At 65.9% G+C, this 13339-nt stretch carries 14 protein-coding genes; 11 read left to right on the top strand and 3 right to left on the bottom strand.

What is annotated here, in order from left to right:
- Positions 1-164: 164 nt before the first annotated feature.
- The 3 genes from XH83_RS29920 to XH83_RS29910 all read left to right on the top strand — a co-directional run bounded on the left by XH83_RS29920 (position 165) and on the right by XH83_RS29910 (position 937).
- On the top strand, positions 165-326 hold the full coding sequence (locus tag XH83_RS29920; RefSeq protein WP_194404208.1) for a DUF2934 domain-containing protein: 162 nt from the start codon (positions 165-167) through the stop codon (positions 324-326).
- Positions 323-508 (top strand): hypothetical protein, encoded by a 186-nt coding sequence (locus XH83_RS29915; RefSeq protein WP_194404207.1) that lies wholly within the window; start codon positions 323-325, stop codon positions 506-508. Before XH83_RS29920 ends, XH83_RS29915 begins: the two co-directional genes overlap by 4 nt.
- A 150-nt stretch (positions 509-658) precedes the next feature.
- On the top strand, positions 659-937 hold the full coding sequence (locus XH83_RS29910; protein WP_194404206.1) for a DUF2934 domain-containing protein: 279 nt from the start codon (positions 659-661) through the stop codon (positions 935-937).
- Positions 938-1313: 376 nt separating this feature from the next.
- Here XH83_RS29910 and XH83_RS29905 read toward each other — a convergent pair whose 3' ends face one another.
- Both XH83_RS29905 and XH83_RS29900 read right to left on the bottom strand, forming a co-directional pair.
- A complete protein-coding gene (locus XH83_RS29905; RefSeq protein WP_194404205.1) occupies positions 1314-3104 on the bottom strand; it encodes a peptide ABC transporter substrate-binding protein in 1791 nt (596 codons plus the stop codon).
- Positions 3105-3275: 171 nt separating this feature from the next.
- Complete coding sequence (locus tag XH83_RS29900; protein ID WP_194404204.1) at positions 3276-3662, bottom strand: hypothetical protein; 387 nt, start codon at positions 3660-3662, stop codon at positions 3276-3278.
- A gap of 222 nt (positions 3663-3884) precedes the next feature.
- Between XH83_RS29900 and XH83_RS29895 the strand changes: the two genes are divergently transcribed.
- The 8 genes from XH83_RS29895 (at position 3885) to XH83_RS29860 (ending at position 11812) form a co-directional block, all read left to right on the top strand.
- Positions 3885-4679, top strand: coding sequence for a MetQ/NlpA family ABC transporter substrate-binding protein (locus tag XH83_RS29895; protein WP_194408442.1), 795 nt, complete (start codon positions 3885-3887; stop codon positions 4677-4679).
- Positions 4680-4871: 192 nt separating this feature from the next.
- A complete protein-coding gene (locus XH83_RS29890) occupies positions 4872-5906 on the top strand; it encodes a putative FMN-dependent luciferase-like monooxygenase (protein ID WP_194404203.1) in 1035 nt (344 codons plus the stop codon).
- Positions 5907-5943: 37 nt separating this feature from the next.
- Positions 5944-6543, top strand: a complete 600-nt coding sequence (locus XH83_RS29885) for a CMD domain protein (protein WP_194404202.1) — start codon at positions 5944-5946, stop codon at positions 6541-6543.
- 15 nt (positions 6544-6558) lie between these two features.
- Positions 6559-7137, top strand: coding sequence for an alkylhydroperoxidase domain protein (locus XH83_RS29880; protein WP_194404201.1), 579 nt, complete (start codon positions 6559-6561; stop codon positions 7135-7137).
- 60 nt (positions 7138-7197) lie between these two features.
- Positions 7198-8355: an ABC transporter substrate-binding protein gene (locus XH83_RS29875; RefSeq protein WP_194404200.1), complete on the top strand. Its 1158-nt coding sequence runs from the start codon at positions 7198-7200 to the stop codon at positions 8353-8355.
- Positions 8356-8409: 54 nt separating this feature from the next.
- Positions 8410-10233, top strand: coding sequence for an ABC transporter permease (locus tag XH83_RS29870; RefSeq protein WP_194404199.1), 1824 nt, complete (start codon positions 8410-8412; stop codon positions 10231-10233).
- Positions 10233-11075, top strand: coding sequence for an ABC transporter ATP-binding protein (locus XH83_RS29865; RefSeq protein WP_194404198.1), 843 nt, complete (start codon positions 10233-10235; stop codon positions 11073-11075). Before XH83_RS29870 ends, XH83_RS29865 begins: the two co-directional genes overlap by 1 nt.
- Positions 11072-11812 (top strand): ABC transporter ATP-binding protein, encoded by a 741-nt coding sequence (locus tag XH83_RS29860; protein ID WP_194404197.1) that lies wholly within the window; start codon positions 11072-11074, stop codon positions 11810-11812. The genes XH83_RS29865 and XH83_RS29860 overlap by 4 nt, the downstream gene beginning before the upstream one ends.
- A 3-nt stretch (positions 11813-11815) precedes the next feature.
- Here XH83_RS29860 and XH83_RS29855 read toward each other — a convergent pair whose 3' ends face one another.
- The gene (locus XH83_RS29855; protein ID WP_194404196.1) at positions 11816-13324 is read right to left on the bottom strand and encodes an ATP-binding protein; all 1509 of its coding nucleotides are present in this window, start codon (positions 13322-13324) and stop codon (positions 11816-11818) included.
- Positions 13325-13339 lie beyond the last annotated feature (15 nt).

The following is a 13339-nucleotide window of genomic DNA, read 5'->3' as shown; positions in this document are numbered from 1 at the left end:
GCTTTCCCGGTCGCAAAGACGAATGCGCTCACTTTAGGAACTCCGCGCACGATCGACGCTTGAATCGGCGGGCCAGAGTCGCCGCCGATTGCTGGCCTGCACGGCCCGCCTCCAAGCCCCCATGCCCCCCCAGGGTGGGCCGTGCGTCACGCGAGGAGAGCCCATTGTCCGACCCGACCCAGCAAGAGATCAGAGAACGCGCGCAGCGCCTGTGGGAGCAGGCCGGCAAGCCCGAAGGCCGCGAGGACGAGTTTTGGCAGGCCGCCGAGCAGGAGCTGCGCAACGAGGACAGGTCGAGCACGTTGCGGACGCCGGACACGCTGTGACCGACAAGACCTGCCCATTCTGCCGGGGTCTGGGATGGGTCTGCGAAAACCACCCGCTCCGGGCCTGGAGCGAGAAGCTTGGCGGCTGCCGCTGCGGCGAGGGCATGCCCTGCACCTGCAACACGACCGAAGATCCCGAGATCCGCGTGGTGATCGTCGAAGCCGATACGACCTGGCACTAGCGGCGTCGAGCAGATGTGTTGGTGCGTAGGGTGGGTTACGCCGTCCGCTAACTCGCGCTGTTGCCGAGGGAACAGACCATCCCGGAAAGGAATTCAGTCTCTGAACAGCACGGGCTCTGACAACAATCCTTTCCCACGGCAGTGTCAGTGGTGGATGAGCAGAAGAAGATCGAGCACCAGATCGAACTCGCGACGCGAGCGGCAGCGCTCGTCAAGGACGAAACCACCGGCCAGCGCTTCAGGAATTTCGCCGACGAGCTGAAGCGCAAGCTCCGCCGCATGATGCGGCGCGGCCAGGTGCGCGCGCGTGCCTACGAGCTCTGGGAGCAGGCGGGACGGCCAGCCGGCCAGGATCTGGAATTCTGGCTCGAAGCGGAACGGCAGATCGAGGACGAGCGCGAGGAGCGGAAGGGCCCGGGCGCTTCATAGGCGCAAGCTGCGCGCGCGATCGGAGGGGCCATGTGCCGCGTTGCAACAAAGAAAAAGCCGCCGGGCTCTCACCAGGCGGCTTCGAAAAGTCCCGAGCTGTCGATCGTCGCCGCAGCCTTACGCGTACCGCCGTTACCTTGTTTGCGGCCATGCACCGTCATAGTAGGCGGAGGCGTGTGATTCTGCTGTGATCTGAACCACACAGTGGACGAATGATGGCGGTGCTGGGAGCGACAAGAGGGTGGCGAGACGAAGCAAAGCTCGGGTGAAATGCACCGCGAGGTCGAAAAGGCGTGTCTGAAGCAAGCCTCCGGCCCGGCTCGGTGCCGCAGCGCTCAAGGCGCTGCGGCTTGTTCGGGACACGCGCGTCCAGCCCTCAGGCCCGATACCACGCCGCCAGGTTCCACGTAATGGTGTCCCAGCCCGAGATGTCGATCATCAGATTATTGGCGCCGGCGTTGACGATGGGGCGCGAGAGCAGCGGCAGGAACACGTTGGCCTCGCAGAAGATCTCGTCCACCTTCATCAGCAGCGCGGCGCGCTTGGCGGGGTCGAGCTCGTTCTGCGCGGCCTTGTAGGCCTTGTCGGCTTCGGGATCGGAGTAGCGCGAATTATTGCGGCCGAGCCATTTGTTGTCCTTGGTGGCGATCTCCCAGGACACGCACTGGTTCAGGAAACGTTCCGGATCGGGCTGCGGCTGCGTGGTGTTGTACATCTCCATGTCGGCATAGAATTTCGAGTAGGTGTCGGGATTGCCGACGTCGGAGGAGAAGAACACCGATGCGGTGACCGACTTGATCTCGATGTCGATGCCGGCCTTCTCGCAGGCCTGCTTGATGATGGCCTGCGTCTTCTGGCGCGGCGCGTTGATCGAGGTCTGGAAGACGTATTTGAGCTTCTTGCCGTCCTTCTCGCGGATGCCGTCCGCGGCTTTCTTCCAGCCGGCCTCGTCGAGAATCTTGTTGGCCTTGTCGAGGCTGAACTCGTATTTCAGCTTGGGCGACTTGAACTGTTTGGGCGCGTTGACGAAGCTCGCGGTGGCGATGCCGCCGCGGCCGTAGATGAACTTCTGGATCGAGTCGCGGTCGATCAACAGGTTGATCGCTTTGCGCACCGCCGGATCGGACAGCGTCGGATGCTTGGTCTTGGCGTTCGAACGCTCGCCGTCGACCTCGGTCCAGGGGTCCGTGGTGTTGACGATGATGAACTCGACGTTGCCGGAGGGTGTGATGTCGAGCTTGCCCTTGCCGCTCGCCTCCATGCGCTTGAGGACCTCCTCCTCCACCTGCATGTTCCAGGCGAAGTCATACTCGCCGGTCTGCAGCACGGCACGCGCGGCGGACACCGCGTCGCCGCCGCCCTTGATCTCGAGCGTGTCGAAATGCGGCTGGTTCTTGACGTGATAGTCGGGATTGCGTTCGGCGCGGATCAAGTCGCCGGGCTTGAACTCCACGAATTTGTACGGGCCGGTGCCGACCGGCTTCAGGTTGGCTGGTGCCTCGCGCGACTTGCCGCCGATATAGTCGCCGAAATGATGTTTCGGCAGGATCTGGCCGACTTGGCCGCCGACGAAAGGGTCTGCCCAGAACGGTGTCGGGGCCTTGAAGATCACCTTGATGGCGTAGTCGTCGATCTTCTCGACCTTGATGTCCTTGTAGGAGCCCGTGGTGAAGGCCGCTGTGGCGAGATCTGCGGCGTATTGCCAGGTGAAGACGACGTCGTCCGCGGTGAAGGGCTTGCCGTCATGCCATTTCACGCCTTGCTTCAGCTTCCAGATCACGCTCATGCCATCGGCCGAAAGCCCGCCATTGGCCTTGGTCGGGACCTCGGCGGCGAGGCAGGGGATCAGGTTGCCCTCCTTGTCCCAGCCGGCGAGCGGCTCGAAGAAGACGCGCGAGGCGATCTGGTCCTTGGTGCCGAGCGCGAAATGCGGATTGAGCAAGGTCGGCGCCTGCCACAGCAGCATCTTGAGCGTTCCGCCGCCGCCGGCCTTGGTCGGCTTGTAGGGCAGCGTGGCTTCCGCCATCGCGACGTCGTTCCAGACCAGGATCTGGCTTGCGATCGGGGCTGCGATGCCGGCCGCGGCCACCTTCTGGATGAACGAGCGTCGCGACAGCGTGCCTTGCTTGACCTGTCCGACCAGACCCCGGATTTCATTCTCGTTCATCAGATGACCCTCCACCTCGAAGACAAATCGTCCCTGGCGGTCATCATGTTGCATCACGCGCGAGGCGGCAATGCCGGCAATGCCGCCCTGCGACGAAATGACGATGGGGACAGCCCACGCGGGCCATGAGCGGGATCGCCGCGCATGGCCCCTTGGCGCGCCGGGCATCTTCTAGCCGATGCTGACCACGCCGATCGCCAGGGCCGAGAGCAGCAATGCCTGGCTCAGCAGCTGCAGCGCCGTGTTCGGAAGCGCCAGCCAGCGCGAGACCCGCTCGGAGAAGGACAAATTCGTATCGGCGAACAGCGGCTCGAAGCTGTGCCGGAAGAAATGCGGGAACCTGGCGCCGAACCCCGGGGTCAGCAGGGCGTGAAAAGTCGACATCATGGCGACGAAGATGACGGCGCCGAAGGGCTGGCCGACGAACTCGGCCGCGTCGATCAGCTTGATCAGCAGCGCGACGCCGGAATAGATCGGCACGCCCTGAAGCACAAAATAGAGTGCAAAACATTCGAGCCATTTTCGGCCGGTGAGCTTTGGCGTGGCAAGTGCGGTCATGGTCGATTGCTCCTTTGGTTCCGCTGGTGATGCCGCCAATCTCGCGCGCCGGGCGCCGCGTTGCCGTGATGCGGCTCACGCTTTGCGGCCGCCGCGAATTCGTTCCGCATTTGCCGTCGAATGGAGAACGCGTGCCCGCCCCGAGCATGCAATATGGATTTCCATTTCATTGATTTCGGCCTACGGAGAAGCGAATACGGTTCCAGTCATTTTCGCCGTGCCATGGAGACCAAGATGTCGTTTCGCCTGCCCCTGATCCTCGCAACCTTGCTCGCCGCCTGGTCGGCAGGAAGCTCAGCCGAGACCATCAAGATCGGCGTGACGCCGGGGCCGCATGCGCAGATCCTCGAGGCGGTGAAACCGGTCGCGGCCAAGCAGGGCCTCGACATCCAGCTGCTCGAGTTCTCCGATTACGTGGTGCCGAACGCCGCGCTCGATGCCGGCGAGATCCAGGCCAATTCGTTCCAGAACCAGCCTTATCTCGACAACCAAAAGGCCGACCGCGGCTACAAGATCGAGGCCGTCGGCCTGACCGTGAACTTCCCGATCGGCGTCTACTCGAAGAAGCACAAGGCCTTCGCCGACATTCCCGAGGGCGGCAAGGTCTCGATCCCGAACGATCCGACCAATGGCGGCCGCGTGCTGCTGCTGCTGCGCGACAAGGGCGTGATCAAGCTGAAGGACGGCACCGGCTTCAAGCCGACGGTGCTCGACATTACCGAGAATCCCAAGAAGCTGAAATTCATCGAGGTCGACGCGGCGCAGGCGCCGCGCGCGCTCGACGACGTCGACGCCGCCGCGATCAACACCAATTACGCAACCCAGGCGGGTCTCGATCCGGTCAAGGATCCGATCCTGCGCGAAGACCCCAAGGGCCCCTACGTCAACCTGATCGCGGTGCGCACCGCCGACAAGTACAAGCCCTGGGTCAAGATCCTCGTCGACAGCTACCACACGCCCGAGGTGAAGGAATTCGTCCTCGCCAAGTTCAAGGGCGCGGTGCTGCCGAGCTGGTAGGCAATCTGCCCAGCTCCAGCGCAGTCGCGGGCGATGCGGTGGGCGGCCTTGCGCATGAGCCTTGCTTATGGGCCTTGCCTATGAGCCTTGCCTATGAGCCTTGCCTATGAGCCTTGCGCAATGCCCGCTTGTCTGGAGCAGCACGAACCGACATCATCGGGGGCCTGGCCATCCCAGCCCGACAGGGGTCGTATGAAACGCTTTGCAAATCTGAAACGCCTGGGGTTCTTCACGCGGCTGCTCGACGAGGCCCCGCCGGCGGACCGCTACCGCTTCGCGGCCGAGCAGATCGTGCGCGCCGAAAAGGCGGGGCTCGATTCCGCGTGGATCGCGCAGCATCATTTCCACGAGCGCGAGGGCGGCCTGCCGTCGCCCTTCACCTTCCTCGGCTACGTCGCAGCGCAAACCTCGCGCATCCGCCTCGGCACCGGCATCGTCACGCTGCCGCTGGAGAATGCGGTGCGGGTGGCGGAGGACGCCGCGGTGCTGGATCTCCTCTGCAACGGCCGCTTCGAACTCGGCGTCGGCACCGGCGGCAATCCCTCGGCTTTCGCCGCCTTCGGCCTCGACAGCGCCCAGCGCAACGAGATTTTCGCCCGCAATCTCGAGGTCGTCCGCACCGCCCTGGTCGGCAAGCCGCTCGATGGCGGTGACACGATCTATCCGCAGCGGCCGCAGCTGGACAAGCGGATCTGGCAGGCGACGTTCTCGGTCGCCGGCGGCGCCCGCGCCGGCAAGGCGGGCGATGGCCTGTTGCTGTCGCGCACCCAGCCGCGCACCAAGGAGGCACCGAAGGCGACGCTCGCCGAGATCCAGAACCCGGTGATCGATGCCTATCTGGAAGCGCTGCCCAAGGGGGCTGAGCCGCGCATCATGGCCTCGCGCAGCGTCTTCGTCGCCGACGACCATGCCGAAGCGATGCGGCTCGCAGACATTGGACTGCGCCGCGCGCTGCCGCAATTCATGAAGGGCGGTCACGCCAAGCCGGGCGAGACGCTGGAGGAAATGATCACGGCGTTCGACACCCATGTCGGCGACGCCGATCACGTCGTCGCCTCGCTGCGGGGCGACGCGACGCTGGAGCGGATCACCGATCTCGTCTTCCAGGTGCATTCGGTCGATGCGCCGCACGCCTGCGTCCTGCGCTCGATCGATCTGGTCGCGGAGAAGGTCGCGCCGGCCCTGGGCTGGATCCGGACGGCGCCCGATGTGGCGCTCGCAGGTTAACCGCTATGAACGCGATCGCGTGGCACGAGGCTGAATGATGGCAACAGCAGATATCATCGACACGCTCGCCGGGATCGAGCCCGGCTCGGCTCTGGACGCCATCCGCGCCCGCCGCCTGCAGGCGCGCGACAATGCGCAGAAGAGCTATCTCTCGCTGCTCGAGCCGATCGACGCGAGCGATTTTTCGCTGGTAGAACGCGCCGCGATCGCGGCCTTCGTGACCGGACTGCACGGCGAATCCCCCGTCGCCGCCTTCTATCGCGACAAGCTGGCCGCCGACGCGGATGGCGCCCGCCTGATCGAGGCGATCGACGCCGAGACCGCAGGGGGCAAGACCTCGGGGCCGTATGGCTCGTATCCCGCCGGTCCGCTGTCGATCGAGAACACCGCCGGCCTGATCTATCGCGTGAGCGCGGAGCGCAAGGCTGCCCTCGGTCCGCGGCTCGTCGCGGCCCTCGAACACGCGCATCTCCTGGTGTTCCGGCCGCGCGATGCCGCGTCCGCCGACATGAAGGCGTTGCTGGACGCCGGCTGGTCGGCCACCGGAATCGTCACCTTCTCCCAGCTCGTCGCGTTCCTGTCGTTCCAGCTGCGGGTCGTCAGTGGCCTGCGCACGCTCGCCGCCGCGAACGTATAAGAGGAGGCCACAATCATGAGCGCCACCGTCAATCCGCCCGTCGTCTTCACCCAGGATGAACTCGGCTGGGTCTCCTGGATCGATCCGTTGCCCGAGGCCGAGCTGACCGAACGGCATTACGCTGGCCTGGTCGACCGGGCCCGCGCCAAGTCGGAATATTTCCGCCTGCTGGTGCGCGATCCCGAGGTGCTGGAAGCTCGTACCAAGACCGACAAGGACATCTTCTACAACGTCGCCGACGGCCTGCCGCGGGCCGAGCGTGAGCTCGCGGCGGCCGCGACCTCGCGCCATAACGGCTGTATCTATTGCGCCTCGGTGCATGCGCGCTTCGCCAGCACCTATTCCAAGCGCCGCGACGACGTGCAGAAGCTGCTCGATGAAGGCGTCAAGGCCGATCTCGGCGAGCGCTGGAATGCCGTGGTCAAGGCCTCCGTGGCGCTGGCCGCGACGCCGATCGCGTTCGGCCCTGACAATATCGCGGAGCTGCGCCGCGCCGGTCTCGACGATGCCGAGATCGTCGACGTCATCAACGGCGCCTCGTTCTTCAACTGGGCCAACCGGCTGATGCTGTCGCTCGGCGAGCCCTCGAAATAGGCAATATCACCGGCACAAGACTTGCTGCTTGTTTCAACACCTGAGTGGATGGAGCCGTGCATGAGCAACATCGATCGTCGTACCCTGGTGAAGGGCTCGCTTGCCGCCATGATGGCGGGCGCGGCCTTTTCGCGCGCCGCCTCCGCGCAATCGTCCGAGCCGATCCTGCTCGGCGTCAGCGGTCCCCTGACGGGACCGAACGCGCAATATGGCACGCAGTGGAAGCAGGGCTTTGATCTCGCGCTCGACGAGATCATGGCGGCCGGCGGCATCAACGGCCGCAAGCTCGCCTACCAGTTCGAAGACAGCCAGAGCGACCCGCGCCAGTCGGTGGCGATCGCCCAGAAGTTCGTGTCCGATCCCCGCATCGTCATGGAGCTCGGCGATTTCTCGAGCCCGGCCTCGATGGCGGCATCCCCGATCTACCAGCGCGGCGGCCTCGTGCAGTTCGGCTTCACCAATTCGCACCCTGATTTCACCAAGGGCGGCGATTTCATGTGGAGCACATCGGTCAGCCAGGCCGACGAGCAGCCGCTGCTGGCGGCCTATGCGGTGAAGCGCCTCGGCCTCAAGAAGCTCGCGGTGCTGCATCTCAACACCGATTGGGGCCGCACCAGCCGCGACTATTTTGTCAAGGCCGCCAAGGAATACGGCGCCGAGATCGCGGTGACCGAGGGCTATATCGCGGAAGAGCGCGACTTCCGCTCGACGCTGGTGCGCGTGCGCGACGCCAATCCCGACGGGCTTATCCTGATCTCCTATTATTCCGACGGCGCGCTGATCGCCCGTCAGGCGCGGCAGGTCGGCCTGAAGCAGGTGATGTGCGCCGCAAGCTCGGTCTACTCGCCGAAATTCATCGAGCTCGGTGGCGAGGCGGTCGAGGATGTGCATCTCGGCACGCGCTACTTCCCGCAGGATCCCAGACCCGAGGTGAAGAAGTTCATCGCCGGCTTCAAGGCCAAGTATGGCGGGCAGGAGCCCGATGCCTTCAACGCCTATTCCTATGATGCGATGAACATGGCCGCTGCCGTCGTCAAGATCGGCGGCACCGATCGCCGCGCCGTCCGCGATGCCTTCGCCAAGGTGAAGGACGTCTCCAGCGTCATCTTCGGCCAAGCGACGTTCGACGTCGAGAGCCGCCGCGTCAAGGGCGCCATGAACGCCGAGCTCGTCGTGCGCAAGGGCCAGTTCGCGCTCTGGGACGGCAAGCCGACCTGACCTGATGGTCCGAGCATTCGCTTCGGCCCGTTCTCCCTTCAGTAGGAAAACTGCGTGTCTTCCTGGCTCGACTACACCATCAACGGGCTGATCGTCGGCAATGTCTATGCGCTCGTTGCGGTCGGGCTCGCGCTGATCTTCGGCGTCAGCCGGCTGATCAACTTCGCGCAAGGCTCGATCTATCTCGTCGGCGCCTATGTCGGCTGGGTCGCTGTAGTGCAGCTGCATACGCCGCTGCCCCTCACCATCATCGTGGTCGCGGTAGCGGCTGCGATCGTCGGGCTGATCATCGAGCGGTTCGGCCTGCGTCCGCTTCAGAACTCGGTGCGCATCGCACCGCTGCTCGCGACCATCGGCATCAGCTTCGTGCTCGATCAGCTGGTGATGCTGACCTTCTCGCCCAATCCGCGCGCGCTGCCGAGCCAGTTGCCGGATGTGCGTTTCCAGGTCGGTGGCGGCACGATCGGGCCTCTTGATCTGCTCATCGCAGGTGTCGGCCTCACCAGCGCGCTCTTGCTGTTCGTGTTCCTGCGCTACTCCAAGCTCGGCTGGGCGGTGCGCGCGGCCTCGCAGGACCGCGACGCCGCGATGCAGATGGGCGTCGACGTCAACCGCGTCAATCAGGCCGTGTTCGGCATCGCCGCCGCGCTCGGCGGCGTCTCCGGCATGCTGGTCGGCATGTACTACAACCAGATCGACACCGCGATGAGCCTGCAGGCAACGCTCAAGGGCGTCGTCGCGGAGGTCGTCGGCGGTGCCGGCAATGTACCGGGCGCGGTGATCGGCAGCCTGCTGCTCGGGCTCGTCGAGAGCTATGGCGTTGCCGTGTTCGGCACCAGCTACCGCAATCTGTTCGCGTTCCTGCTGCTCGTCGTCGTGCTCGTGCTGCGGCCGAACGGTCTGTTCGCCAGCGCGCGGCAGGCGCCGCCCGAGCCGCTCACCGGCACCTTCATCGCGCCGAGCCGACCCGTGCGCATTCCGCGCTGGGCCTTGGCCGTCGCCGCCGCCGGCTTTGCGGTCCTGCCGTTGTTCCCGGTATCGTTCTACGTGCTTCAGACCCTGATCAACGCCTGGCTGCTCGGCATGCTTGCGCTCAGCCTAACACTGGTCGCAGGCACGATCGGCCAGGTCTCGCTCGGTCACGCGGCGCTGCTCGCGATCGGCGCCTACACCTCCGCGCTGCTGTCGCTCACGTTCTCCGTTCCCGTCGGCCTCGCGATCATCGGCGGCGGCCTGATGAGCGCTGCGCTCGGGACAGCCTTGATCTCACCCTCGTTCCGCCTGCGGGGGCACTATGTCTCGATCGCGACGCTCGCGATCGGCGAGATCGTCTCGCTGGTGATCCTGAACTGGGAGACCGTCACGCGCGGGCCGATCGGCATCTCCGGCATCCCGCCGCTGTCGCTGTTCGGCTACGATCTGATCAGCCCGACCTCGATCTATTGGTTCAGCTTCGCGGTGATGGTGGTGCTGGCGCTGCTGCAGGGCCGGTTGCTCGGCTCGCATCTCGGCCGCAGCTTCCGCGCCATCCGCGACGATGACGTCGCCGCACGCGCCTATGGTCTCGGCCTGAACCGCTACAAATCGCTGGCCTTCATCTTCGGCGGGTTCGCCGCCGGAATCAGCGGCGGCATTGCCGCGCATCTCTACTCCTACATCAACCACGAGACTTTCAACACGCAGCAATCGATCCTGGCGCTGACCGTCGTCATCCTCGGCGGGCTCGGCAATGTCGTCGGAGCCATTCTCGGGGCGGTTGCGTTGGTCGGCTTGCCCGAGGTGTTCCGGATCGCGGCGGAGTATCGCATCCTGATCTACGGCATCGTGCTGCTGCTGCTCGTGCGGTTCAGGCCGCAGGGCCTGCTGGGGACGATCTGATGGCGGAGCAGCACGTACCCATGCTGTCCCTGCGCGGGCTGACGCGCCGCTTCGGCGGCCTCACCGCCGTCGACGCCATCGATCTCGATCTCGCCAAAGGCGAGCTCGTCAGCATCATCGGCCCCAACGGCGCCGGCAAGACGACGCTGTTCAATCTCGTCACCGGGCTCGACCGCCCGGATGCGGGTACGGTTCACTTCGAAGGCCGGGATATCACCGGTCTGTCGCCGGAGCGGCTGGCGGCCGAGGGCATCGCGCGCACCTTCCAGCTCGGTCGGGTCTTCGGCAATCTCAGCGTGATGGACAACGTCCTGATCGGCGCGCACACGCGCTTGCGTGCGGTGAAGCCGGCCGTGCCGGTGATCGGCCCGCTGCTCGAACTCGGACTGGCGCTGCTGCGGCCCGCGAGCGTCAAGGCGGAGGAAGAGCGGCTGCGGGAAGAGGTGAAGGCCATCCTCGCGCGCTTCGGCGAACGGCTGCTGCCGCGCATCGACCAGCCAGCCTACAGCCTGTCCTACGCCAACCGCCGCCGCGTCGAGATCGCGCGCGCGCTCGCGCTGATGCCGCGCCTGTTGCTGCTCGACGAGCCGACCGCCGGCATGAACCCGACCGAGACGGCGGAAATGCAGGGGCTCGTCGCCGAACTGAAGGCGGAAGGGCTGACCATCCTCCTGATCGAGCATAAGCTGGAGATGGTGATGCGCCTGTCCGACCGCGTGATCGTGATGGACGAAGGCAAGAAGATCGCGGAAGGGCCGGGCGAACAGGTGCGGACCGATCCCAAGGTGATCGAGGCCTATCTTGGCCATGGCCTGAGCAAAGAGCAGGAGAGCGCGGCATGACGAATGCGTCGCCCGAAGCGCTGCTGGAACTGTCCAACGTCAACACGTTCTACGGACAGGCCCAGGTGCATTTTGATCTCTCGATCACGGTCGCGCGCGGCCACATCGTCTGCCTGCTCGGCGGCAATGCCAGCGGCAAGTCGACCACGATGAAGATCATCCTGGGCCTGGTGAAGCCGCGCTCGGGCGAGGTGAGCTTCGACGGCGCCTCGCTGATCGGCCTCTCCACGCCGCAGATCGTCCGCCGCGGCATTGCCTCGGTGCCGGAGGCGAGGCGATTGTTCGCGGACATGAGCGTGCGCGAGAACATCCTGATGGGCGCCTTCGTGCGCAACGACCGCGATGCGGTGGCGCAGGATCTCGACAGGATGCTGACTCTGTTCCCCAAGCTCGGCCAGCGCCTGTCGCAGCGCGCCGGCTCGCTCTCCGGCGGCGAGCAGCAAATGGTCGCAATGGCGCGCGCGCTGATGAGCCGGCCGCGGATGATCGTGATGGACGAGCCGACCATGGGCCTGTCGCCGCTCTATGTCGACCGCGTGCTGGAGCTGATCCGCACCATCAACCAGGAGGGCGTCTCGGTGTTCATGGTCGAACAGAACGCCAGCCTCGCGCTCGAGATCGCGCACGAAGCCTATGTGCTGCAGACCGGCAGGATCGTGCTGTCGGGGCCGGCGCGGGCCTTGAAGGACGACCCGCGCATCCGCGACGCCTATCTCGGCGGCTCCGAGGCGGCCTGACGCTTATGCCGAGGCTGCGCGCGCGACCGGCTCGGCCGGCAGGTCGTCGCCATTGGGATCACCGGGGGCCGTGGCCCAGGCCAGCTCCACCAGCGTCACGATCCGGCGGCCGCTGCCGTCGAGCTGGACCACGATCAGGCCTTGCTCCTCCATATAGCCGAGCAGCCGCTGCGCCCGGCGCAGCGAATGCGAGCCGTAGGCGCGGGCGATCGCGGCGTCGCCGGGGCAGGGCCAGCCTTCCTTGGCGGCACGCGCGATCATCATGAACACGCCCTGCATGTCGTCGGGCAAGATCGACGCGCGCAGCGAGACGTCCTGCCAGGCGTCGTCTTCGGCCAGATCGGTGCCGAGGCCGGCGCGGGCATGGGTCAGCATGCGGCGAAATTCGTTGAGATCGGGCACTGCCGTGCCGAGGCCCTCGATGCGGCAGCGGACCACGAACTCCTGATAGAGCACGCCGATGGCGCGGAAGCCGGCGTCGGGCGCGGCGAGCACGGCCCGCAGCGTACGATCCACGCGCTCGCGCCGCTCGGCGAGTTCCTCGGCACTGACCGGCACCTCGACCACCTCAGGCTGGATCACCGGTGCGGCCGCCTTTGCGGCGCGCAACTGCTCCAGCAGATCCGGCGCGGGCCGTCGCTGCGGCCGGCTGGCATCGGGCGGCGGCGCGGCCAGGATCACGGCGCGCATATCTTCAGTGGCCTCCGGCAGCGGCATCAGCCGCGGCGCCGAATTGCGCGGGGAGGTGTCGGTCGGGCCGATGTTCAGGCGCAGCGGACGGCGCGACAGCGCAGGTCCAAGCGCCATGAACTGGCCGCGCTCAAGGTCGCGAAAGGCTTCCGCCTGCCGCCGTTCCATGCCGAGCAGATCGGCGGCGCGCGCCATGTCGATATCGAGGAAGGTCCGGCCCATCAGGAAGTTGGAGGCTTCCGCCGCGACGTTCTTGGCGAGCTTTGCCAGCCGTTGCGTCGCGATGATGCCGGCAAGGCCGCGCTTGCGGCCGCGGCACATCAGATTGGTCATGGCGCCGAGCGACAGCTTTCGCGCTTCGTCCGAGACCTCGCCCGCCACCGCCGGCGCGAACAGCTGGGCCTCGTCGACGACCACCAGCATCGGATACCAATGGTCGCGGTCGACGTCGAACATCCCGCCGAGAAACGCGGCGGCGCGGCGCATCTGGTTCTCGGCGTCGAGACCTTCGAGATTGAGCACGGTGGAGACGCGATGCAGCCGCGCGCGCTCGCCGGCAACCTGAAGGCCGCGCTCGGTGTGGTCCTCGGCCTCGATCACGAGATGGCCGAAGCGTTCGGCCAGCGTGACGAAATCGCCTTCGGGGTCGATGATGGCCTGCTGCACCCAGGGCGCGCTCTGTTCCAGGAGCCGCCGCAGCAGATGCGATTTGCCGGAGCCCGAATTGCCCTGCACGAGGAGGCGGGTCGCCAGCAGTTCCTCGAGGTCCATGGCGGCCGCGGCGCCCGCCGTGGTCTGCCCCATCTCGATTGCAACTGTCATGCCCGACTCAAGTCC

The sequence above is a fragment of the Bradyrhizobium sp. CCBAU 53351 genome (genome assembly GCF_015291745.1).
Classification (GTDB): Bacteria; Pseudomonadota; Alphaproteobacteria; order Rhizobiales; family Xanthobacteraceae; genus Bradyrhizobium.
Note: the sequence above shows the minus strand (reverse complement) of the source record. Positions and strands in the feature narration are given on the sequence as shown.